The sequence below is a fragment of the Pseudomonas sp. KCJK8993 genome (assembly GCF_046230915.1).
Lineage (GTDB): Bacteria > Pseudomonadota > Gammaproteobacteria > Pseudomonadales > Pseudomonadaceae > Aquipseudomonas > Aquipseudomonas piscis.
This window is the reverse complement of sequence record NZ_JBJJLO010000107.1, coordinates 1-22798: the sequence shown is the minus strand read 5'-3', so window position 1 is coordinate 22798 and position 22798 is coordinate 1. Positions and strand designations below refer to the sequence as shown.

Below are 22798 nucleotides of genomic sequence, written 5' to 3'. Positions count from 1 at the left end.
CCGCGATAAGCCCGCAAGACCCACTGGATCACTGGTTAATGTGCCTTCTCGGCACGCCCTCGGGTCCCGGGGTCATGGCCGGGGATTAGGGCACCGCCCTGGCTGGGCTGGTCGATCACCGTTCCAGTGACCAACCCCGCCTGCGCGTGTACGCGGCCACCGTGATGGCGCTGATGCGCTGGGAACAGCGCATCAGCCTGAGCCGGGTTCAGTTCCTGGGCGCCACCCTGCAGGGTAGCGCCGTGCTGGATATCGAATGCCGGCGGGTCGATAGCAACGAACCGCTGAACATCAGTGTCACCCTGCAGCTGGGGGCCAGTGCATGAACACCTTCGTCCCTATCGACCTAAACCAGCTCCCCCCGCCAATGATCGTCGAGCAGATCGACTACGAGCTGATCCTCGCCGAGCGCAAGGCCTACGCCATCAGCCTGTGGCCTGCTGACGAGCGACCAGAGATCGCCGCCCGCCTGGATATGGATTCGGAGCCCCTGGCCAAGTTGCTCCAAGAAAACGCCTACCGGGAAATGGTCTGGCGACAGCGGGTAAACGAGGCCGCGCTCGCCAATCTGCTGGCCACCGCCAAGGGCACCGACCTGGAGCAGCTGGCCGCCAACTACAACGTCAAGCGCCTGGTGGTGCAGGAGGCCAAGCCGAATGCGGTACCGCCTCAACCACGGATCATGGAAAGCGACGACAGCCTGCGCGAACGCGCCCAGATGGCCTGGGAAGGCCTGAGCACTGCCGGCCCGCGCAACAGCTACATCTTCCACGCTCGGGCCGCCGACGGCCGTGTCGCCGACGCCACCGCTGAAAGCCCATCGCCTGCCGTGGCGGTGGTGACGGTGCAGAGCCTGCTGGGCGATGGCACTGCGCCGGCGGACCTGCTCGCCGTGGTCAAAAGCTACCTCAGCGACGACGACCGCCGCCCGGTAGCCGACCGCCTGATCGTCCAAGGCGCCACCATCCTGCGCTACAAGGTCAAGGCCAAGCTCTACCCGCTGTCGAACGGCCCCGAGGCGGAACCGATCCTCGCCGCGGCGGAAAAAAGCCTGCAGGCCTACGTGTACCAGCGCCGGCGGCTAGGAATGGAGGTCACCGAATCGGCCGTGCATGCCGCGTTGCACGTCGAAGGCATGCGCAAGGTGCTGCTCGATAACTGGGGCGATATCGTCGCCACCCGCTCTCAAGCGCCGTACTGCACCGCCATCGAACTGACCCGGGGTGTCGAGTGATGGCCGGCCGGCACTTGCTGCCAAGCAACGCGACCGCGCTCGAGCGCCAGGCCGCCCTGGCCCTGGCGCAGATCCAGCGGGTACCGATTCCGCTGCGCCAACTGTGGAACCCCGACACCTGCCCGGTGGAGCTGCTGCCGTACCTTGCCTGGGCATTCTCGGTCGACCGCTGGGACAGCAAATGGCCTGAGGCGGCCAAGCGCTCGGCGATTCGCTCATCGCACTACATTCACTCGCGCAAGGGCACCATCGGTGCATTGCGGCGGGTGGTGGAGCCGTTGGGCTATCTGATCGAGGTGCTGGAGTGGTGGCAAACGGTGCCAGAAGGCGTTCCGGGCACCTTCGCTATCAAGATCGGCGTACTCGAAACCGGCATCACAGAGGAGATGTACCAGGAGCTCACCTGGCTTGTGGATGACGCCCGCCCCGTCACCCGGCACCTGACCGGAATGGCAATCAGCCTTGAGACCACCGGGGGGTTCAACATCTTTGCCGGCTTTGCGGACGGGGACGAAATCGACGTGTATCCGCCCCTGCTGCACGACATCGTCGCGACCGGGGTCCTGGGCATCCCCGGTCGCGAGTCCTCAACCGACAGCGTCGATGTGTACCCACCCACCTCGGGGGCCATTGCCCTGACTTGCTACATCGGCGCCCCTGGGCGTGAACATTCCATCGACTACCTGGACACCTACCCATGATCGACCCGAACAGTCAGTTCTTCGCAATTCTCACTGCGGCGGGTGAGGCCAAGCAGGCCAACGCCGATGCCCTGGGCATTCCATGGAAGCTAACCGAGATGGGGGTGGGGGATGCCAACGGCACCGACCCTATCCCCGATCGTTCGCAAACCCGGTTGATCAACGAGCGCCGGCGGCGACCGCTCAACAAGCTGTCGGTGGATCCGGCTAACCCGAACATCATCGTGGCCGAGCAGATCATCCCGGCCGACGAGGGCGGCTGGTGGATTCGTGAGATTGGCTTGTATGACGCCGACGGCGCCCTGGTCGCGGTGGCGAACTGCGCGCCGAGTTACAAGCCGCTGATGTCCCAGGGCTCCGGACGGACCCAGGTCGTACGCATGAACTTCATCGTCTCCAGCGCGGGCAGCGTGGTGCTAAAAATCGATCCGGCCGTGGTGCTGGCCACCCGGCAATATGTCGATGACTCGATTGCCGACACGGTCAACCGGCAGGACGCCAAAGCGTCGGTGTTGGTGGCGACCACGGGGCCGATTCAGTTGGCCGGCACCCCGACCATTGACGGTGTCCTGGTGCCGTTCGGCTCCCGGGTGCTGGTGAAGGACCAGGCCCAGGGGAAGGACAACGGGATCTACGTCACGGCCGAGATCTGGAAGCGGGCCACCGATGCAGACAGCAGCACAAAGGTTACTCCGGGCCTGCTGGTCGCTGTCGAGCAAGGCACCGCCAGCGCTGACACCCTGTGGCTGCTGTCGACGGATGGGCCGATTGTTCTCGGCACCACGCCGCTGGCGTTCAAGAATGTGACCCAGGGCCTGGCGCCGATCAGCTCGCCGGCGTTTACCGGGGCGCCGACTGCTCCGACGGCAGCGCAGTTTGACGCCAGTAAGGCCCTGGCCACGACAGAGTTTGTGCAGCGCGCCTTAGGCAATATCGCCGGGTCCTTTTTGGCCCCCAACCTTCCGGCAACCCTGGACGCTTCTGCCGCAGGTAAACGCACCCTGATTTCATCGAGCGTTGCTGAAACCTTGACCCTTCCATCTCTGGTTGGGCTTAAGGATGGAGCGAAATACTACCTGCATAACAACAACGCGGTAATCATCACAGTCGTGGCTCAGAACGGACACAAGATCAACGCCTTCGGAGTCAATCTACTGTCGAGCTTCGCTATGCTGCCTGGCGCTACCGCAGTGCTTGTCGCGGCGGGAAATCAGTGGCTACTTGAAGAAGGTTCTGCTGCATTACAGTACGCACCTGAATTTGCAAAAAACTTCGGCACAACTGGCTTTCAAAAGCTGCCTAGCGGGCTTGTTGAGCAGTGGGGAATGGTCACAACCTCTGCGTCCGGCGATATCGACGTCACGTACCCGCTTGCTTGGACAGCCGTGCCGTTAGGCGTTCATGTATCGCCGACGATTGGGCAGGACACCGCCCGAGCAACGACGGTCATGACCGCGTTCAAACCATCCACGATTCTGACTAAGTTCAGTATCGGTGCGTTCTTGAATAATGCCCGAGTCAGCGAGGCCGTGTACTGGCGCGCCATTGGCAAGGTGTAAGGAGTGATCATGTATTTCAGTGCACAAACTGGCGGCTTTTACGATCCCGAAATGCACGGCCCATTCGAACCTGGCAACCCTTCGTGCGTGATCCCGAGCGATGCAGTTGAGATCTCTCGTGAACGGTGGGCAGAGCTGCTGGCAGGCAACGCTGCGGGCCAGATCATCACGGTGAAAAAGGGGCTGCCCGTGCTTGCCGATCCACCGCCACCGACTCCCGAGGAGCTTATTGGGCAGGAGCGGCAATGGCGGGACGGTCAGTTAATCAAGACCGATGGCGTCGTGACGCGGCATCGCGACGAGCTGGAGGACGGCGCGGCCACAACCCTAACAGCCGAGCAGTACGCCGAGCTCCAGGTCTATCGCCGAGCACTGCGAGGGTGGCCAGAGTCCGGTGAGTTCCCGCTCAGCGAACACCGACCACCGGCGCCCGTCTGGCTACCTGAGCACCTGTAACCCCCTCCCCTACAAGCCTGCGCGCTCGCTGATCCGGCGCGCGCGCGGCAGCCTGTGCACTGTCTCTCCCAATCACTGCGCAGGCAAAACCCATGGCCGATTATCTCCACGGCGTGCGGGTCCTCGAACTCAACGACGGCACCCGCCCCATTCGCACCATCCCCACCGCTGTTATCGGCCTGGTCTGCACTGCCGACGACGCCGACGCAACCACCTTCCCGCTCGACACCCCGGTCCTGTTGACCAATGTGCAGGCAGCCGTGGGCAAGGCCGGTACCAAGGGCACACTGCGGGCCTCGCTCCAGGCCATCGCCGACCAGACCAAGCCCTACACCATCGTGGTGCGGGTGAAAGAAGGCACCGATGAAGCCGCCACCACCAGCGCGCTGATCGGCACCACCACGGCCGAGGGCAAGTACACCGGCATGAAAGCCTTGCTCGCGGCCAAGGCCCGCGTCGGCATGGTGCCGCGCATCCTGGGCGTGCCAGGCCTCGACAGCCTGCCGGTGGCCACCGCCCTGGGCGCCATTGCCAAGGACCTACGCGGCTTCGCCTACATCAGCGCCTGGAACTGCAAGACCAAGGAAGAGGTGGTCGCTTACCGGGAGAACTTCGGCGGCCGGGAAATGATGGTGATCTGGCCAGAGTTCCTGAACTGGGACACTGTGACGAACAAGACCGTCACCGCCTCGGCCGTGGCCCGTGCCCTGGGCCTGCGCGCGAAGATCGATCAGGAGACCGGCTGGCACAAGACCCTGTCCAACGTCCCGGTCAGCGGCGTGACGGGCATTAGCGCCGACGTGTTCTGGGACCTGCAGAACCCCGCTACCGATGCCAACTACCTCAACAGCAACGAGATCACCACGCTGATCAATGAGGGCGGCTTCCGCTTCTGGGGCAGTCGCACTTGCAGCGACGATCCGCTGTTCGCGTTCGAGAACTACACCCGTACCGCGCAGATCCTGGCCGACACCATGGCCGCCGCGCATATGTGGGCCGTCGACAGGCCGCTCCACCCCTCCCTGGTGCGCGACATCATCGAAGGGGTCAACGCGAAGTTCCGGGAAATGGTCGCCCAGGGCTACCTGATTGGCGGTAGCTGCTGGTACCCGGACGATGCCAACGACAAGGACACCCTCAAGGCCGGCAAGCTGTTCCTCGACTACGACTACACGCCGGTGCCACCACTTGAAGACCTGACCCTGCGGCAGCGGATCACTGACCGCTACCTGATGGACTTCGCCAGCAAGATCAACAGCTAACCAGGGGCTCCCCCGCGAAGGGAGCCACCTCGCACCAGGACACCGGAGAACGCCGCCATGGCCCTGCCTCGCAAACTGAAAAACCTCAACCTGTTCAACGACGGCAACAGCTACCTGGGCGTGGCCCACTCGGTCACCCTGCCGCCCCTGGGCCGCAAGATGGAAGCCTACCGGGGCGGTGGCATGAACGGCCCGGTCAAAGCTGACCTGGGCTTCTCAGACGACGGTATCCAGTTCGAGTGGAAGACCGGCGGCCTGGATCTGATCGGCCTGCGCCAGTTCGGTTCGGTCAACGCGGCCGGCATCATGTTGCGCTTCACCGGTGCATTCCAGCAGGACGACACCGGCGACGTCAGCTCGGTCGAGATCGTTGTCCGCGGCCGGCATGAGTCGATCGAGATGGGCGATGCCAAATCCGGCGAAGACACCGAGCACAGCATCAAGACCACCTGCAGCTACTACAAGCTGACCGTGGACAACGAGGAAATCATCGAGGTCGACCTGCTCAACTTCATCGAGAAGGTCGCGGGCAAGGACATGCTCGACAAGCAGCGCACCGCCCTCGGCATCTGACCCCTTCGCCCATCCGGGCAACTAACCCTGCAACCAGGAGCACCACCCCATGAGCACTGAAGACACCACCCAAACCATCTCCGAGGCCGAGAACAACACAGTGGTCCTCGACACGCCGATCAGCCGCGGCAAGAGCACCGTCGACACCATCACCTTGCGCAAGCCCCAGGCGGGCGAGCTGCGCGGCGTGAACCTGGTCGAGCTGTTGAACATGGACGTCGCCTCACTGATCAAGATCCTGCCGCGCATCAGCACCCCGAGCATCACCTCACCCGAGGCCGCGGCGATGGACCCCGCCGACCTGCTGGAATGCGGCAGCAAGATCGCTGGTTTTTTGTTGCGCAAGTCGGTGAAGACGGAAGTATCCCTCATCGCGTAGAGGACGCCATGGCCGACCTGGCCGTGGTTTTTCACTGGGCACCGGCTGACATGGACCAGCTGGACCTGCAGGAACTGATGGACTGGCGCGAGCGCGCCAGGGTACGGAGCGCAAACGATGGCGAATGACCTCAAGCTGCAGGTGTTGCTCAACGCCATTGACCGCGCCACAGGCCCCCTGCGCTCGATCGATAAGAGCAGCATCGGCGCAGCCCGGGCATTGAAGGATGCCCGAGACAACCTCAAGCAGCTCAACGCGCAGCAGAAAGACATCAGCGCCTGGCGCACCCAGCGCGCCGCTGCCGAGCAGACCGAGCAGGCCTTGGGCGCCGCCCGTGATCGCGTGCGAGCGCTCAGCCAGCAATTCGCTGCCACAGGTGCGCCGACCCAGGCAATGACCCGGGACATGCGCTCAGCGATCCGAGAGGCGCAGCGACTCAAGCAACAGCACCAGCAACAGGACGAGCAGCTCCAGAGCTTACGCACGAAGCTCTACGACGCCGGCATCAGCACCCGCAACCTCGGGCAGGCCGAGCGTGACCTGCGTAGCAAAATCACCCAGACCAACCAGACCATAGGGCAGCAGGAAGCCAAACTCCGACGTCTTGCTGGGCAGCAAAGACAGCTCGCCAACGCGAAGAAGAGCTATGAGAAAGCTCAGGGTGTTGCAGGTGGCATGGCCGCCAGCGGTGCCGCTGGCCTCGGTAGCGGCTATGCGCTGAGCCGGCCACTGAAAGCAGCAGTAGACGCCTTCGCACCCGCCGAAAATGCCTCTACACAACTGAAAGTGTCGATGATGGCGCCCGACGGCTCCGTCGCCCCCGAGTTCGAGAAGCTGACAACTCTCGCAACCCAGCTCGGCGACCGACTGCCCGGAACGACGGCCGACTTTCAAGAAATGATGACGATGCTCCGGCGCCAGGGGCTCACGGCAACCAACATCCTGGGCGGTACGGGCGAGGCGGCTGCGTACCTGGGCGTTCAACTGCAAATGCCCGTCACGTCCGCGGCTGAGTTCGCAGCAAAAATGCAGGACGCCACCCGGACCACCGAAGGCGACATGATGGCGCTGATGGACACCATCCAGCGCACCTACTATCTGGGCGTCGATAGCGGCAACATGCTGCAGGGCTTCAGCAAGATCTCCCCGGTGATGGACATCATCAAGAAACAGGGCCTGGAGGCCAGCCAGATCCTCACCCCGCTACTGGTGATGATGGACCAGGCCGGTATGGAGGGTGGGTCTGCTGGTAACGCCTACCGGAAAATTTTCCAAGGAGCGATGGCCAACGCCAAAATCCAGAAGGCCCTGGACGATCTGAAGGCCGAGCGCGGGATCTCACTCAAGCTGGACTTCACAGACGGCAAGGGAGAGTTCGGGGGCATCGAGAAAATGTATGCCCAGTTGGAGAAGCTCAAGGGGCTGAACACAGAGGTCCGCCTCGATCTGATTAAGAGCATGTTCGGCGACGACAGTGAGACTCTGACCACCCTCAACACCATGATGGCCAAGGGTATTGCCGGCTATCGCGAAGTCGAGGGCAAGATGCAGACCCAGGCCGATTTGCGGACCAGGGTGAACGAGCAACTGTCGACGCTGGCGAACGTTCTGGAAGCTGCCGAGGGCAGCTGGACAAACGCCATGGCCGACGTAGGCAAGGTGATGGCCCCAGAACTGAAGGAGCTCATCCAGTCGCTGGGAGAGGTTGCCAACCGTGTGGGTGCCTGGGTGAAGGCCAACCCCGAATTGACTCGCCAAATCGCCAAGACCGTCGCCGGAATCGCTCTGCTGATGACCGTCATGGGCGGACTCAGCATTGGCCTGGCCAGCATGTTGGGTCCGTTCGCCATGGTTCGCTATGCCCTGACCCTATTCGGCATCAAGGGTGGAGGCGTACTCAGCCTTCTCGGGCGAGGCATCCGCGTACTGGCCGTGGCCCTGGGTGGACCGTTGATCGCAGCCATTCGCACCGTCAGCATTGCCCTCTGGGGCCTCGCAGCCAACCCTATCGCCCTGGCCATCGCAGCCATAGTCGTAGCTATCGCAGGTGCGGCATACCTGATTTACAAGAACTGGGATGCAGTGAAAGCCTATGTCATAGGGCTGTGGAACGAGATTAAGACCGGCTTCTCCGGCGGCATCGGCGGCATCATCACAGTGCTGACCAACTTCACGCCAATAGGCATCATCTACCGGGCCTTCGCCGAGATTCTGAACTACCTGGGCCTGGATCTACCGACCCGGTTTACCGAGTTCGGCAGCATGATCATCAACGGCCTAGTCAATGGCCTGATGAGTGGACTGGGCATAGTGAATGGCTATGTAACAGAGCTCTGGAACGAGATTAAGGCCGGCTTCTCCGGGGGCATCGGCGGCATCATCACGGTACTGACCAACTTCACGCCAATAGGCATCATCTACCGGGCCTTCGCCGAGGTTCTGAACTACCTGGGCCTGGATCTGCCGACCCGGTTTACTGAGTTCGGCAGCATGATCATCAACGGCCTGGTCAATGGCCTGATGAGCGGCCTGGGCGCGGTCAAGCAGACCATCACAGCAATCGGCGACTCAACCATCGGCTGGTTCAAGGAAAAGCTCGACATCCACAGCCCATCGCGGGTGTTCGCCGAGCTCGGCGGCTTCACCATGGCCGGTCTGGCCCAGGGCCTCGAGGCCGGCCAGCAGGGGCCGCTCAACGCCGTGAACGACCTGAGTCGCAAGCTGACCTCCGCAGGCAGCATGGGCCTGGGCATCGCCGCACTGCCGAACCTATCCGTTGATACCAGGGCTCCCATCACCCCCACCGCCGTGGCCACATACGACAGCCACGACACCTACGAAATCAACATCCACGCCACCCCTGGCATGGATGCCGTCGCGATTGGCCGCGCCGTCCGGGCCGAGCTGGCCCGCATTGAGAGCGAGAAAGGCGCTCGCAAGCGCAGCAAACTCGCTGACCTGGAGTAACCGCCATGATGATGGCCTTGGGAATGTTCGTCTTCAGCCTGTCCACCGCTGCCTACCAGGAGCTACAGCGGCAAACCGAATGGCGGCACGTCAGCAGTACCCGGATCGGCGCCGCGCCGGCCCGCCAGTTCGTCGGCCGGGGTGACGACTCGATCACCCTGCCCGGCGTGATCCTGCCGGAGCTGGCCGGCTCGGTTCTCAGCCTCGACACCTTGCGGCTCATGGCGAACACAGGGAAGGCCTGGCCGATGGTCGAGGGCAGCGGCCGGATCTACGGTCTGTGGGTGATCGAAAGCCTGAGCGAGACCAAGACGATATTCTTCCACGATGGCACTCCGCGGCGCCTGGAGTTCACCCTCAGCCTCAAACGTATCGACGATGACCGGATCGACCTGCTCGGCGCCGCCGCCAGCACAGGCGTCAATATCTTGAGGATGCTGCTGTGATCGATGCTGCTCTCGCCCGGGTGACGGGATTTGTCGAAGACGCCGTAGACCAGTACCGCCGCGAGACCTCCTATCCGGTGCCGGCCTTCCGCATTACGGTCGATGGAAACGATATCGCCCAGCTCATCAGCCCGCGTCTGATCAGCCTGCAGCTGACCGACAACCGCGGCATCGAGGCCGATCAACTCAGCATCACCTTGAGCGACCATGATGGGCTGCTGACCATCCCACCCAAGGGCGCTGTGCTGCGACTGTGGCTCGGTTGGAGTGATACGGGCCTGGTAGACAAGGGCACCTATACCGTCGACGAGACTGAGCATAGTGGCGCACCGGATGTGCTCAGCATCCGGGCGCGCTCTGCCGATCTGCGCAAGGGGTTGAAGACCAAACGCGAACGGAACTGGAGCAACTCGACCCTGGGTGACGTCCTGGGCGACATCGCCATCGGCAACGGCCTTACCGCGACCATTGCCGGCGCCCTGGATGGTTTGCCGATCCTGCAGTTGGACCAGGCCAACGAGTCAGACGCCAACCTGATCAGCCGGATCGGCGAGGAATTCGACGCGGTAATCACAGTAAAGGCCGGCTGCCTGATGTGCCTCCCTGCTGGTGGCGGCAAGACCGCCAGCGGCCTGGATCTACCACACATCACCCTAGTCCGGGCCGATGGCGACCAGCATCGCTACCTGCTGGCCGATCGCGACAGCTACGACGGTGTGCGGGCCTATTTCTACGACGTGAACAGCGCAAAAAAACAGGAGGCCATCGCCGGCGGCGGCGACAACCTCAAGGATCTGCGTCACACCTACAGCGACCGCCAGTCCGCCCTGCGCGCCGCCCGGGCCGAGTTCAACCGCCTGCAACGCGGCAGCGCCACCCTGAGCTACACCCTGGCCGTGGGCCGCCCGGATCTGATCCCCGAACTGACCTATACCTTGGAAGGTGTGAAACCCGAGATCGATGCGATTATCTGGTACGGCGGCAACGTACAACACAGCCTCAGCGCCGATAGCGGCTACACCGTCAGCCTGGAGCTGGAGAGCAAGCTGCCCGAGGACACCGTCGATGGGTTGGCCGAGGAGAATCGGCAGGATTACACGGGGATCATCGCTTACTACCGCGACAAGAAGACCGGTAAACAAATGACTATCACGGCAGGGGATCAGACTAAGCCACGGCGGCTGAAATGGTTGTATGCGAGTAAGACCACAGCAAAGCGAGCGGTGGACCGGGAGTGGAAGAAGATGCAAGAGGCAAAGGCAGTGTAGAACCCCGACACAGGGCCGGGGTTCTGATTGGCTACTCTTCTAACAGTACCAACACCTCTAACATTCTCACAATATCCCTCTGATGCTGACCGCTGATACTCCTGAACATCCTCAGAACATTGAGTTCTTGCTCACTCAACACCGGTGACTGTTCTACTGAGGGAGGTTGGTGGTCAACTACACAACTGCTCTCCGACATGCGATTACTCCATTCACACGTAACGGGTGCCCAGCGCCAGAATAGCGCCGCCCATTTCACCCGGGGAACAGCCGATTTTCAGCACGTTTTAGCGTGCCACTAGCCCCACCATTCACAAATTTACGTGGGACGCTGCTCGTGCGTTAGCGGAATGTCAGCCTGCAGGAGTTCATAACGCATGAACCACTGACAGAGAGGCCATTCGAGAACGTCCGACCTTCATATTTACCACCAGCTTGGACTCGCTCTACCTCTATCCCATTCTCGCCGGTAAGCAGAACCACAGCTCGCTGCGCAAGGGCAGAAGCCTGCTTACTTCTTGCCTCGTATTCAGGTTCTGTCGCGGTAACCCAGCCCACGTTTATGCGATCGCACTTAAATTCCAGCTTCATGGAAAATGTCTTGTCGCCAAAGGTGTATCCAGAGGCTTTGCAGCCTGGAGAATCTTCTTCATTGGACTGTTTGAGCACCGGAGAGCCAATGGATTTTACCGTCGCGACTTCGTCGATCTGACGAATGTCCGCCATTGCAGCGGACATACCCATTGAAAACAAAACACACGCCACCAGAGTTTTCTTCAACACGACTCTCATCCTTTGAGCTCTAGGGACTCCCCAATAGCGAGCCCCAAATATTGAGTCACTATGCCGTACCACCTGCTTTTGCCAGCGCGTAGGCCATCCTGACCAGCGACTGCCGGTCGTCGTGAGCCATGTCTCGGTAGTACTCAAGCAGATGCCATTCGTCCGCCATCACTGATTCCGCAGAAGCCGGCCTGCGTTCACCAGTGACAACGTAAAGAATGTCCACACCTTGCTCAGCAACCGCCGCTAGATATGCAGCGTCGGGGCTGCGCTCGCCCTTTTCGTAATTGAACTGAGAAGTTTTGGCTACCCCAGCAAAAGCAGCAAATTCCGCCTGGTTGAACCCCAAGCGAGCACGCTCCTCTTTTAGCCTTTCGCCAATTTTCAACAAAACGACCCCTTACGAGTTGACTATTCAACATTTGTTGAATAGCCTTTCTCTGTCATCACACGAAATCACACGAAACGAAACTATGCACAACGCCTACCCCACCGAGCAAGCATGCCAAGAGGCCCGTGCTCGCCTGGCACGCCAGGGAATCTCGGCACGAGATTGGGCACAGCAGCACACATTTAACCCATCAACTGTTTATGCGGTGCTGAACGGACAAAAGAAATGCCTACGCGGGGAAGCCCATCGCGCAGCAGTCCTGCTCGGTATCAAAGACGGCGAAATCACAAACTAGGGCCTCTGGCTCCAAGGGGAAACCAGAAGATGAAACGCCCAGTTCTAGCCACCAAGCGACAGGTAATGAGTGCGGTAATCTGCGATTACCCCGGCGGTCGCGAGTGTGCCGCAGCCCGCCTCGGCTACGAGCTCAAGAAGTTCGACAACCACGTTTACGAGAACGCCGGCAGTCGGCCGCTCAGCGATGAACAGATCCACCTACTGGAGCAGGAGTCCGGCACAACTCATCTGCCCGAGTACATCGCCAGCCTCTACGGCGGCATGTTCGTACCCCTGGCCAAACCCGAAACCCTGGACAACATCGACCTCTACAGCCGTTCGGTGAATGCCGCTGCCAAACGCGGCTATGTCGATCAAATCATCGCCAAGGCGTTGGACGACGGCGTTATCGAGCCCGGAGAGGCCGACGCCATCCTCGCCGCGCATCACCGCTACATGTCAGCGCGTCATTCCGAGGTGTTGGCCACGATCCTGCTGCACAGCAAGGAGCGCCAGCATTGAGCACCTACAAACTGGTCTGCCCTCACTGCCTGAGCCGTATGCGCATCCGCACCAGCGAGGGCACCCACATATTCCTGCGCGTGGCTTACCTGCAGTGCGTGAACGAGGCCTGCGGCTGGTCGGTGCGAGCTGAGTTCGAAATGACCCACGAAATGAGCCCCAGCGGCATGGCCAATCCCGCTGTGCGACTGCCCATCGCTGACATCGCCCTGCGCCGGGCCGCGATGCGGACCACAAACGATCAACCCGACCTGCTCGATCAACTGGAAATGGAGTGTGTGCGATGAATCACCAACAACTGCCCCACGACTACCGCAGCAGCATGCAACGGGCGGCCTACGCCTACCTGCAGCGCCATGAGGCGCAGTACTTGGTGGATTCGGATCTGCTGTACGACAGCTGCGTCCGCCACCTGACCACCGCCCTGGAAGTACCAGTGTTCATGGCCCAGCAACTGGTGCATAACGCCTGGACCGATCTGCAGGTAGCCAACCAACGCAAGTGGATAGGTGTGGACTGGAACAGCAGCCCTGGCGGAAACGTTGTGCACCTGATCGATATCCGGGCCGGGCTGCGCTACCCGGTACCGGCAAGGCTGCTACCGCAAGCCTTGCTCGACAAGCACGACCCAGCGCACAAGCACCACCCTCGATAACCCCCGTTTAAAACACCCGCCCTACCCCGCTTCCCGTGGGTTTGGGTGAGCTTTGCCCGAAATCCGAGGTGGACCATGGAAATCGACATCGACATCACCGCAAAACTGCCCCGTGGCCAGGCCGAAGCGCTGCTCCAGGCGCTGCGTGCCGACTACAGCGCCCAGTTCAACGAGCATTGGTATGACGACCGCTTTCGCCTGATCCCCGCGGGTTTGCGGCACGGCTCGCTACTCGCGGCCTTTCCTGTGATGGCCGCACAGAAGCGCCTGATCGGCGCCCTTAAACACAGTCTCAACGAAGTGAAGTAAGCCACGATGGAAATGGAAGAAAAGCTGCGAGCCGACGTAATCAGACGCCTTGAACGCGATTACGGCCTCAAGCACATGTCTGGCACCAAGTACATGCGCAAGGGTAAGTGTCCAGCTCCACGGTGTGGGCAAAACACGCTGTACACCTTGCACGATGCGCCCTGGATGTTGATCTGCGGTCGGCCGGAAAAGTGCAACCACCGTGTGCACGTCAAGGACCTCTACGACGATCTGTTCAACGACTGGAGCAAGCTCGCACCGGCGACAGATGAAAACCCCACTGCCACTGCGCGTGCATACCTTGAGTTCAACCGCGGTTTCCGGGAGGAGCTGATCAAGGGCTGGTATAGCCAGGATACTTACTGGGACTCCAAACTCGGAATCGGCAGTGCAACCGTCCGTTTCCCCCTCGACAAGGGTGGTTATTGGGAGCGCCTGATCGACCGGCCAAGCCGTTTCGGCAAGATGAAGGCACGCTTCCGCCCTACCGGCGAAGACAGGCCGGGCTACAGCGGTGTCTGGTGGTGCCCACCCAGCCTGGATCTGCTCCAGGTCGACGAGTTGTGGATCGTTGAGGGTGTCTTCGACGCGATAGCCCTGCTGCACAACGGCATCCACGCCGTGTCGATGATGTCCAGCGCCCCCTTCCCTGCGGAATCGTTGAAGAACCTGCTGCGACTCTGCCAGGAGGCCGGAAAGCGCCCGCCCAAGTTGATCTGGGCCTTGGACAATGAGCCAGTGGCCAAGGCCAACATCCGTCGCTGGGCCAAAGAAGCTCGGGAAATGGGGTTCAAGTGCGACGCTGCCCTCGTTCCTCAACCTGACAGTAAAAAACTGGATTGGAACGATCTGCACCTGCGTTGGAAGTATCTGGACGACGAAAAGCGCGACGACCAGGTGCAGGCCGACCTCAAGCGTGCTCGCCACGAAGGCGCCTTGCTGCTAGCCGAATCGCCGGAAGACAAAGGCCTGCTCATGTACGACTGGCAGCCACGGAGCGAATTTTCGTTCTCATTCGCCAGCCGTCTCTACTGGTTCAAATTTGACCTGGACCGGTTCGACAGAAAGATGCGTGAGCTGGAAAACCCAGAGCGCCAGGAAGACATGACACTGACCGACCGCCAGAAGCGGAACAAGGCGATGCGTGACTCTGGATCTGTGGTCCGTATCGCCAACTGCTACTTCCAGGCGCTCTATAACATGCGCAACGAGCAGACGGACGAGGCCTGGTACTACTTCCGCATCGAGCGGCCCGGTAAACCGGTGACCAAGAGCACCTTCACTGCTGCTCAACTTGCGTCAGCGCCCGAGTTCACGAAGCGGCTACTGAACGTCTCCAACGGCGGCTGGTACACGGGGAGCCCAGCCCAACTGATCCGCCTACTTGAGCCGCAAATGGATGATCTGAAACAGGTCAACACCATTGATTGGATCGGCTACTCCAAGGAACACAAAACCTATGTGTTCAACGACATCGCGATCTCGCAGGGCAACGTATACAAGCTCAACGAGGAGGACTTCTTCGACATCGGTCCACTGAGCATCAAGTCGCAAAGCATGTCGCCGCACCTGGCCATCAACACCGACCTGAACGCCTACAACGAGGGTTGGTTCGAGACGTTCTGGAAGTGCTTCGGAGTGCGCGGCACGGTCGTCTTGGTCTGGTGGCTGGCTTGCTTGCACGCCGAGCAGATCCGCCAGTTGCAGAAGACGCTGTGTTTTCTGGAGTTGGTTGGCGAAGGCGGTTCAGGCAAGTCCACCCTGATCGAGTTCCTGTGGAAGCTCGTCGGCCGTATCGAATACGAGGGCTTCGACCCTACAAAAGGTACCGCCGTAGGCCGCGCCCGTAACTTTTCGCAGGTGGCCAATCTACCGGTGGTACTGATCGAGTCCGAGCGGGAGCAACAGGACGGTGCACCGGTCAAGCATTACGACTGGGACGAGATAAAGACCACCTACAACGGCCGCTCGGTGCGCTCGACCGGCGTCAAGAACAACGGCAACGAGACCCGCGAACCGCCCTTCCGTGCCGGCGTGATGATCGCTCAGAACAACGCAGTGAACGCCTCCAATCCGATCCTCACTCGTATCGCCCAGGTACTGCTGAACAGTGAGCACCACACTCCGGAAACGAAGCTTTACGCCGAGGAGCTGGAATGCATGCCCATGGAGAAAATCAGTGGCTTTCTCATCAAGGCGCTACAGAGAGAGGCTGACATCCTTCACCTATTAGAGGAGAGGACCAGAGGCTACGAGCAGGAGCTGCTGGCTTTGCCGGAGATTCGCACAGTGCGAATCGCGAAGAACCATGCCCAATTGCGCAGCATTGCCGATGGCCTGGCCCTGGTTGTTCCGCTCGGAGAGGAGCGCAAAGCGCTGGTCCATCAAGAGCTGTGCCGAATGGCAGTACAGCGTCAGGAGACCATCAACGCGGATCACAAGACCGTCCGCGAATTCTGGGACCTCTACGAGTACCTCAATGACGATGGCGAAGGACTCAACCACTCCCGCAACAAGAACCTGATCGCGGTAAACCTCAACGAGTTCGTAGAAAAAGCCGTGAACAAGCGGCAGCAAATCCCCGCCGTGCTCAGCGAGCTGAAACGTCTGCTCAAGACCAGCAAGTCGCCCAAGTTCATGGAGTCGAACAAGGCCATCAACTCGGGCCGGCAGACCGACGCATTCAACCCAAGCAAGACCGTCCGGTGCTGGGTCTTCCAGCCCTGAACAACCTACCCAGGCGCTGCAACGCCTGGGCAACTCCAAAGGAGAAGCACCATGCATATCAAGGTCATCAAAGGCGCCCGGGCAACGGGAAAGACCCATCGACTAAGGCAGATCGAGAAGCAGCGAAACGCGCAAGGAAAGCCCGCCAGCATCATCCATGCGGATGCATACGCCCAGGAGGGCCTGCTTTCGATCATGGAAGTAAGGATTGAGCGCGGAGAACAAACATTGCTCGTAGATGACTGCACCCGCCAGCAAATCGACGAAGTCTTGAAGTGGCAGACAGCTCACGACGAGAGCGAGGGTTTGAAGGACCTGGAAATTTTCCTGGTTCGCATCGCCGGCTGAATTGTTCCGAAAGAGTGGTGCCGAGGGGCTGCAACCCCTCGACACCGACCACCCCAAAGGAGAAGCACCATGCAAGTGAATCAACCCCAAGGCGGCACCGCAGAGGCTACCACAACCCCACTCGCTGTCGGCGACAAGGTCAGCTACACCGCTCTGAAAGCCCAAGGCAATGGGTACAGACTCAGTGCCCGCAATGGCGTGATCGTAGAGATCAACGGCCCGCTCGCAGTGGTTCGAATCTGCAACGGCCACCGAACCACACTACCGCTGACCAAGCTGACTCCGGACGGCCAGCCCAACGAGCTCACCCGCATGCTGTGCGGAGGGCGCTGAGCATGGCCGAACGCTCCCGCCCGACGATGGCAAGCCATCGCCTGGACCTGCCGAGCCGTTGTGACATCTGCGGCAAAGCCAGATCTACCCGCACCCACCAACGCTGCAGCAAAGCCCGCCAACAGCGCAAAACAGCAGAGTGGGCAGCATTCATGGCCGAACAGGCCGCAGCCAAGCAGAACAAGCCTCGGCGTTTCGCACGCTGAACTGGAAAACGGGCGTTTAACGGGGAGCTGCAACTCCCCCATCGCCCTAAAGGAGAAGCACCATGCAAACCATCCAACCTGCTGCCACCGAGTCCCAAGCCAGCAACACCACGCTTTACCGTGTGGAGGAAACGTTCGGGGGCAACAACGTCCTGCTCGAAGTTGACCTCAATAAGCTGACACCCGAGCGGGCAACCGAACTCTGCAACTTCTGGAGCAGTTCAGGGGGCTACGTCGAAACCGAAGACGGGAACCCAGTCCGCGCAGCCGTGCGCCTTTTCGGCAGCTGGATCATCAGCGATATGAGTCAAGGGGGTGGGACCGACTTCAGCGCTGATTACAAGTCCCCTGATGGTGACCCGCATCCTGGCCTGATCTGGTCGGCTGATGTCCATGAGGCAGACGGCTGGGGCGGCACCGACGGCAGTCCTTTTGGCTGGTGCGGCATCCGCTGCGTAGCGGCAGAAGTTGCGTCCATCAACTTCTACAGCGTCGAGTTGAAGGAGGTGCAGCATGCTTAATCGCATCTTCAAGCACTTCCACTTCTGCTGCGGCCTCGGCGGCGGCGCCAAGGGTTTCAACCGGGCCAGGTCCGTGGTCGGCAATATGCTGGGCACCTGGCAATGCATCGGGGGCGTAGACGTTGACCCGGTGGGCCTGCGCGACTTCGAACGCCTCGCCGGCGTCCCGGGCACCCAGCTGGATCTGTTCACCCGTGATCAATACGTTCGCTTCCACGGGAAAGAGCCTCCACCAGGGTGGCGCGAGGCCACGGCGGAGGATATTCGACGCGCCGCCGGCAACCAGCGCCCCGACGCGATCTTCATTTCCAGCCCCTGCAAAGGCGCCTCGGGCCTACTGTCCGAGAAAATGAGCCTCACCCCGAAATACCAGGCCCTGAACGAGCTGACGCTGCGCTGCATCTGGCTCATGGGCGAGGCCTGGCCAGATGATCCTGTGCCGCTGATCGTCTTCGAAAACGTGCCTCGGCTCGCTACCCGCGGCCGGCACCTGCTGGACCAGATCAACAAGCTGCTGAGCCACTACGGCTACGCATCCGCTGAAACCACGCACGACTGCGGAGTCATTGGCGGCCTGGCCCAGAGTCGGAAGCGCTTCCTCTTAGTTGCCCGCCATACCGAAAAGGTACCGCCCTTCCTGTACGAGCCGGAGAAGAAGACGCTCAAGTCGGTGGGGTCGATTCTTGGCCGCATGCCGATGGCCGGAGATATCGAGGCCGCGGGCCCTATGCACCGCGTGCCGTCACTGCACTGGAAAACCTGGGTGCGACTGGCCCTGGTCCAGGCCGGCAAGGACTGGCGCAGCCTGAATGACCTGGCCATCGAGGACGGGTATCTGCGCGATTTCGTGATTGTGCCCGAGGCTTACGGCGGCTATCTCGGCGTGAACAAGTGGGACTACTCCATGGGTGTTGTCGCCGGCCGGAGCAGCCCAACCAATGGCGCGTTCTCCGTAGCAGATCCACGGGCCAGGGACGGCGCCCTGCAATACCAGCAATACGGAGTGCGGCGCTGGGATGAAACCAGCGGCGCGGTGATCGGCGTCAAGTCGCCCGGGCAAGGGACGTTCAGCGTTGCCGACCCAAGACCTGCAGGTGTTCGACACAACAACGTATACCGCGTCTGCAAGATGGAAGGCCCCGCCGGCACAGTCACTGGCGGCCGGTCACCCAGTGCTGGCGGTCAATGCATAGCAGATCCTCGCCGACCAGGTGAAGGCTTTGGCAAGTACCTGGTCACGCCATACGGCGCTGCCGCCGGCACCGTCATCGCAGGGAGCACCACCGGTCAGGGCGCCTTCGCCGTGCAAGACCCCCGCTACACACACTGGCACCCCGGTGCGAGCACGCGAAAGCTTGGGGTCTGTCCTTGGGACAAGACGGCTGGAACTGTTACTGGTTCGCAACAGGTGGCCAGCGGGGCACTGTCGATCGCTGATCCTCGCCCGGGAATGAAGCGCGACAAGGGAGACGCCTATCTCACCGGTGGCCATTACGGGGTTATCGACTGGAGCGGCCAGGCCGGAGCTGTTTCGGCCAGTGCCCGCCAGGACAATGGCCGCTGGTCCGTCGCGGATCCACGCATGCCAGAGCCCAGCGAAAAGCTCACCTGCGTGATCGAGAGCCTCGACGGTACCTGGCACCGCCCGTTTACGACCCTGGAGCTGGCCGCCCTGCAGAGTCTGGTCGAGCCCGAGGAATGGCTTGAACTGGACGGCCTGAGCGACCAGGCATGGCGGGAACGGATCGGCAACGCAGTCCCCCCGGCCGCGGCCGAGGCAATCGCCCAGGTCATGGGTACCACGCTCCTCCTGGCCGAGGCCGGCGAGACGTTCATGCTCAACAGCATGCCGGTCTGGGTTCAGCCCGTAGCTATTGCGCTGAGCGTTGCGCAGCAGGAGGCTCTATGAACGTCTTCCTGTTGCTGTACCTGTGCACCAGTGCAGACCGCACGGATTGCCAGGTGTTCCCGGTCCAGCGCTGGATGGGGCCTGACTCATACCAACAATGTGGCGCCACCGCGCGCCAGCTCACCGCAGACCTCACCGGCAAGAACCGAAAGCTGAACTATTTCGTCTGCGACATCCAGGCGGCCGGTGACATCGATGCGGCCGAGCAATCCCAACCACCACTGCCCCGCCAGTCGTTCCAGCTCTGAACAGGCTAATCACATGAGTAAAAGCAGAGCTTTCCCTTGGAGCATCGACCAGACAGGCGTATGCGACCAGTGCAACAAGTCTCGTGCCCATGGCAGCCACAAAAAATGCAGTAAGGCACGCCAGATCCTTAACGCACGCCGGAGGGCCGAAAACGCCAGTTCCGGAAAAAATCCTGAGCCTAGAAAAAGTGCGGGCCTGTTCTGGTTACTTCGTCAGCAATGATCGGCAACACTGAAACCTAGACACCAAGGCCCGGCAACGGGCCTTTTTTCTTTCAGCAGACTAGATCTTTCAATACATCGCGTGGGGACGCATATGGCAGATGGCGTAGAGGCCCGTGGCAATTCAGTACGGGTCTATTTTCGTTTCAATGGCGAGCTGTGCCGGGAGCTGGTACCTGGCGGCAACACACCGGAGAACCGGGAGCATGCAAAGCGCCTGGTAACGGTGATCGAGTATGAGATCCAGGCCGGCACATTCGATTATCGCCGGCACTTTCCCGAATCGACCAAACTGGCCGAGAACAGCTTTGGTTATTACTTGGACCTGTGGCTGACCATCAAGAGCAACAGCGTGGCTGCGACCTCTTTTCGTGGGTACAAGAACAAGGCAGAGGTTCATGTGCGGCCACGCTGGGGTGACACTCAGATCGACCAGATTGATCATCTGGATCTGCAGGAGTGGATTCAAGGGCCGCTGTCAAAGCGGCTGAAGAACAAGACCATTCGCGACATCATCAGCAACGTGCGCCAGGTGTTCCGGCTCTACCGCACTCGAAAGAAAGTCGCGCATGACCCCACAGAAGGACTATTCGTACGCCTTCCCGACCCAGAAGCCCCCGATCCATTCACCAGGGCGGAAATCAAGCAGATCCTGGAGACCCCCACCAACCGCACCCAGGAGCTGCTGATGGTGCAGTTCATGATTTGGGCAGGCCCACGAGTTTCAGAGACCATCGCGTTGGCCTGGGAGGACGTCGATCTGAAACAAGGGACAGTGACTTTCCGTCGGTCAAAGGTACGCGGAGCCTACCGCGTGACGAAAACCCGGCGCTCGACGCGCAAGGTGCGCTTGCTGGAGCCTGCGTGGGATGCCCTGCGCAAGCTTGACGCCCTCAACCAGCTCAAGACCGTGGAGACCGTCGATATCGTAGAGCGGGACAACAAGACAGTCCGCAAGCACAAACTGCACTTCGTGTTCCTGAACACCAAAAGTGGCCTGCCGCACGTTAGCGACTTTGTCGTGAGGGATAGGTTCTTCAAAGCCCACTTGAAGGCAGCCGGCGTGCGCTATCGCGGTCCTGGCCAGTGCCGCCACACATACGCCAGCCAATTACTGACGACAGGTGTGGCCTCGGTCGATTGGATCGCGGAACAGATGGGCCACACCAGCGCGAACATGATCCGACAGCACTACGGCATGTGGATAAACGAGGATGGGCCAGACGTCATTGGGATGCTAGAGCATGCCCTGGACCTTTAGCTGTGGGTAGGTAGACAAACGATGCGCGACCACCATGTCGATATGCAGCCCATTGACCTTCCTCCCTACTTCAGTACATTCCGAAACGCTAAAACGCTGCAGGGTTCACAGCTCTAAAACAAGGCGTCAAAATGAAAAATTGAAATAACGCATTCGATTTACATGGCACAATGCCGCCTTTAACTCACCTCCTATCTAGGCTAGGAATGTGCCTTGTCCGACCTGCTTAACCTGAAGAAAAATGCGCTGGTCCTGCACCCGTCAGGCTCTGAAAGCTACGGAACCATTCCTGAAATGCCAAAATTTGGCTTACGAGGTGGGGAAATTTTTCTGCGTGCTGGCGTTCACCTAGCCGCTGGCAGGGGGTTTGGCATTCGACATATTTGGGAGGCCCACCAGACGGACTTAGCCAAATATGGTTGTATGAACATTGACCAGGTGGCGCAACACATAGCAAATATGGTCGTGCATAAGGCACCTATTTACTGTGAGTTTCGGCAAATGCAGGGCGGTCATCGACTGACAGTCATGAAAACGCCAACTGGATCTCTGGTGTTAGAGCCTCGCAATGAACGTCGTGGCTTTGGTTACTATGTTGTGACTTGGTTCCCGAGGAGGAACGCCATTGGAACATTGGTGGGACAAGTAGTTGGAAAAACAAATACGCTCAGTCAGAAATAAAAAAGGCGCCCAATAGGCGCCTTTAAAATTTATTGAGGAGTAGTCGCAGCAATTCTTTAGCTCCCGGCCTTTCAGCCTTGGGGTCAGAACCCGATTCAGCAGGTGAGTACTTCCTGTTCTAACTCCTAAATTTAGGACTTCCTGTCCTCAATTTGCTGATCGTCACTACCTCCAGAGGAACCAGCTCCTCTGCTGCCAAATATGCGGGGGGGCGATCTCTGGTACCCATGCCCGACGAATGCGCAGTTGCAGTCCTCGAGACCATTTTCTCAAAGATGCCACGAGTGTCAAGCCATACAGTGGGTTCATGCTTAAGAGCGAGTGTACAGACCAGCCCTAGAAAGAACATTGTTGTTCCCATGAATGTTCCCATATCGCCATTTTTCAGACGTCGAAAACCACAAGCCCCTGACTTTCTCTAGGAAAATCAGGGGCTTGTGGCTTCATAATATGGCGGTGAAGGAGGGATTCGAAAGTACCCGCACCCTTTCTCTATAAACACTTTTCAGGCGGGGTCCCTTATCCCATCCTACCCCCCCCCCTTTTTCTTTCAAACACTTT

At 60.3% G+C, this 22798-nt stretch carries 27 protein-coding genes and 1 pseudogene; 26 read left to right on the top strand and 2 right to left on the bottom strand.

Features of this window, described 5'->3' with window-relative positions:
- The first annotated feature begins 38 nt into the window (after positions 1–38).
- From ACK6AU_RS25650 to ACK6AU_RS25595, 12 genes and pseudogenes are all read left to right on the top strand, one after another.
- Positions 39–326 (top strand): annotated as a pseudogene (locus ACK6AU_RS25650) (baseplate assembly protein).
- Positions 323–1234: a baseplate J/gp47 family protein gene (locus tag ACK6AU_RS25645; protein WP_409302218.1), complete on the top strand. Its 912-nt coding sequence runs from the start codon at positions 323–325 to the stop codon at positions 1232–1234. The pseudogene ACK6AU_RS25650 and the gene ACK6AU_RS25645 overlap by 4 nt, the downstream one beginning before the upstream one ends.
- Complete coding sequence (locus ACK6AU_RS25640; RefSeq protein ID WP_409302216.1) at positions 1234–1935, top strand: phage tail protein I; 702 nt, start codon at positions 1234–1236, stop codon at positions 1933–1935. The genes ACK6AU_RS25645 and ACK6AU_RS25640 overlap by 1 nt, the downstream gene beginning before the upstream one ends.
- Positions 1932–3494: a phage tail protein gene (locus ACK6AU_RS25635; protein ID WP_409302214.1), complete on the top strand. Its 1563-nt coding sequence runs from the start codon at positions 1932–1934 to the stop codon at positions 3492–3494. The genes ACK6AU_RS25640 and ACK6AU_RS25635 overlap by 4 nt, the downstream gene beginning before the upstream one ends.
- A gap of 9 nt (positions 3495–3503) precedes the next feature.
- Positions 3504–3950, top strand: a complete 447-nt coding sequence (locus tag ACK6AU_RS25630) for a phage tail protein (protein ID WP_409302212.1) — start codon at positions 3504–3506, stop codon at positions 3948–3950.
- Between the two features lie 92 nt (positions 3951–4042).
- A complete protein-coding gene (locus ACK6AU_RS25625) occupies positions 4043–5212 on the top strand; it encodes a phage tail sheath protein (protein ID WP_409302210.1) in 1170 nt (389 codons plus the stop codon).
- A 57-nt stretch (positions 5213–5269) separates the two neighbouring features.
- Positions 5270–5785 carry a phage major tail tube protein gene (locus ACK6AU_RS25620; RefSeq protein ID WP_409302208.1) on the top strand — a complete coding sequence of 172 codons (516 nt, stop codon included), beginning with the start codon at positions 5270–5272 and terminating at the stop codon, positions 5783–5785.
- A gap of 49 nt (positions 5786–5834) precedes the next feature.
- Positions 5835–6164, top strand: coding sequence for a phage tail assembly protein (locus ACK6AU_RS25615; RefSeq protein WP_409302206.1), 330 nt, complete (start codon positions 5835–5837; stop codon positions 6162–6164).
- A gap of 8 nt (positions 6165–6172) precedes the next feature.
- A complete protein-coding gene (locus ACK6AU_RS25610) occupies positions 6173–6292 on the top strand; it encodes a GpE family phage tail protein (RefSeq protein WP_185702175.1) in 120 nt (39 codons plus the stop codon).
- Positions 6282–9131 carry a phage tail tape measure protein gene (locus ACK6AU_RS25605; RefSeq protein ID WP_409302204.1) on the top strand — a complete coding sequence of 950 codons (2850 nt, stop codon included), beginning with the start codon at positions 6282–6284 and terminating at the stop codon, positions 9129–9131. Before ACK6AU_RS25610 ends, ACK6AU_RS25605 begins: the two co-directional genes overlap by 11 nt.
- 5 nt (positions 9132–9136) lie before the next feature.
- Complete coding sequence (locus ACK6AU_RS25600; RefSeq protein ID WP_409302202.1) at positions 9137–9577, top strand: phage tail protein; 441 nt, start codon at positions 9137–9139, stop codon at positions 9575–9577.
- Complete coding sequence (locus tag ACK6AU_RS25595; RefSeq protein WP_409302201.1) at positions 9574–10845, top strand: phage late control D family protein; 1272 nt, start codon at positions 9574–9576, stop codon at positions 10843–10845. Before ACK6AU_RS25600 ends, ACK6AU_RS25595 begins: the two co-directional genes overlap by 4 nt.
- Before the next feature lie 342 nt (positions 10846–11187).
- Here ACK6AU_RS25595 and ACK6AU_RS25590 read toward each other — a convergent pair whose 3' ends face one another.
- Entirely contained in the window at positions 11188–11628 is a 441-nt protein-coding gene (locus tag ACK6AU_RS25590; RefSeq protein WP_409302199.1) for a hypothetical protein, read from the bottom strand.
- A gap of 58 nt (positions 11629–11686) precedes the next feature.
- Positions 11687–12016, bottom strand: a complete 330-nt coding sequence (locus ACK6AU_RS25585; protein WP_409302197.1) for a helix-turn-helix domain-containing protein — start codon at positions 12014–12016, stop codon at positions 11687–11689.
- A gap of 85 nt (positions 12017–12101) precedes the next feature.
- On the opposite strand from ACK6AU_RS25585, the gene ACK6AU_RS25580 reads away from it, so the two are divergent.
- From ACK6AU_RS25580 to ACK6AU_RS25515, 14 genes are all read left to right on the top strand, one after another.
- A complete protein-coding gene (locus ACK6AU_RS25580) occupies positions 12102–12314 on the top strand; it encodes a DNA-binding protein (protein WP_409302195.1) in 213 nt (70 codons plus the stop codon).
- Between the two features lie 29 nt (positions 12315–12343).
- Complete coding sequence (locus ACK6AU_RS25575; RefSeq protein ID WP_409302193.1) at positions 12344–12817, top strand: YmfL family putative regulatory protein; 474 nt, start codon at positions 12344–12346, stop codon at positions 12815–12817.
- Positions 12814–13104, top strand: coding sequence for an ogr/Delta-like zinc finger family protein (locus ACK6AU_RS25570; protein WP_409302191.1), 291 nt, complete (start codon positions 12814–12816; stop codon positions 13102–13104). The genes ACK6AU_RS25575 and ACK6AU_RS25570 overlap by 4 nt, the downstream gene beginning before the upstream one ends.
- Positions 13101–13472, top strand: a complete 372-nt coding sequence (locus ACK6AU_RS25565) for a hypothetical protein (protein WP_409302189.1) — start codon at positions 13101–13103, stop codon at positions 13470–13472. Before ACK6AU_RS25570 ends, ACK6AU_RS25565 begins: the two co-directional genes overlap by 4 nt.
- 75 nt (positions 13473–13547) lie before the next feature.
- Positions 13548–13781, top strand: a complete 234-nt coding sequence (locus ACK6AU_RS25560) for a hypothetical protein (RefSeq protein ID WP_409302187.1) — start codon at positions 13548–13550, stop codon at positions 13779–13781.
- 12 nt (positions 13782–13793) lie between these two features.
- Entirely contained in the window at positions 13794–16508 is a 2715-nt protein-coding gene (locus ACK6AU_RS25555; protein WP_409302220.1) for a toprim domain-containing protein, read from the top strand.
- Positions 16509–16559: 51 nt separating this feature from the next.
- Positions 16560–16856 carry a hypothetical protein gene (locus tag ACK6AU_RS25550; protein ID WP_409302185.1) on the top strand — a complete coding sequence of 99 codons (297 nt, stop codon included), beginning with the start codon at positions 16560–16562 and terminating at the stop codon, positions 16854–16856.
- A 69-nt stretch (positions 16857–16925) separates the two neighbouring features.
- Positions 16926–17189 carry a hypothetical protein gene (locus ACK6AU_RS25545; RefSeq protein ID WP_409302183.1) on the top strand — a complete coding sequence of 88 codons (264 nt, stop codon included), beginning with the start codon at positions 16926–16928 and terminating at the stop codon, positions 17187–17189.
- 2 nt (positions 17190–17191) lie between these two features.
- Positions 17192–17395 (top strand): hypothetical protein, encoded by a 204-nt coding sequence (locus ACK6AU_RS25540; protein ID WP_409302181.1) that lies wholly within the window; start codon positions 17192–17194, stop codon positions 17393–17395.
- Positions 17396–17457: 62 nt separating this feature from the next.
- On the top strand, positions 17458–17916 hold the full coding sequence (locus ACK6AU_RS25535; protein ID WP_409302179.1) for a DUF2528 family protein: 459 nt from the start codon (positions 17458–17460) through the stop codon (positions 17914–17916).
- Positions 17909–19825 carry a DNA cytosine methyltransferase gene (locus tag ACK6AU_RS25530; protein WP_409302177.1) on the top strand — a complete coding sequence of 639 codons (1917 nt, stop codon included), beginning with the start codon at positions 17909–17911 and terminating at the stop codon, positions 19823–19825. Before ACK6AU_RS25535 ends, ACK6AU_RS25530 begins: the two co-directional genes overlap by 8 nt.
- Positions 19822–20073 carry a hypothetical protein gene (locus ACK6AU_RS25525; RefSeq protein ID WP_409302175.1) on the top strand — a complete coding sequence of 84 codons (252 nt, stop codon included), beginning with the start codon at positions 19822–19824 and terminating at the stop codon, positions 20071–20073. Before ACK6AU_RS25530 ends, ACK6AU_RS25525 begins: the two co-directional genes overlap by 4 nt.
- A 316-nt stretch (positions 20074–20389) precedes the next feature.
- The gene (locus ACK6AU_RS25520; RefSeq protein WP_409302173.1) at positions 20390–21556 is read left to right on the top strand and encodes an Arm DNA-binding domain-containing protein; all 1167 of its coding nucleotides are present in this window, start codon (positions 20390–20392) and stop codon (positions 21554–21556) included.
- A gap of 213 nt (positions 21557–21769) precedes the next feature.
- Positions 21770–22237 (top strand): hypothetical protein, encoded by a 468-nt coding sequence (locus ACK6AU_RS25515; protein ID WP_409302171.1) that lies wholly within the window; start codon positions 21770–21772, stop codon positions 22235–22237.
- Positions 22238–22798: the final 561 nt, after the last annotated feature.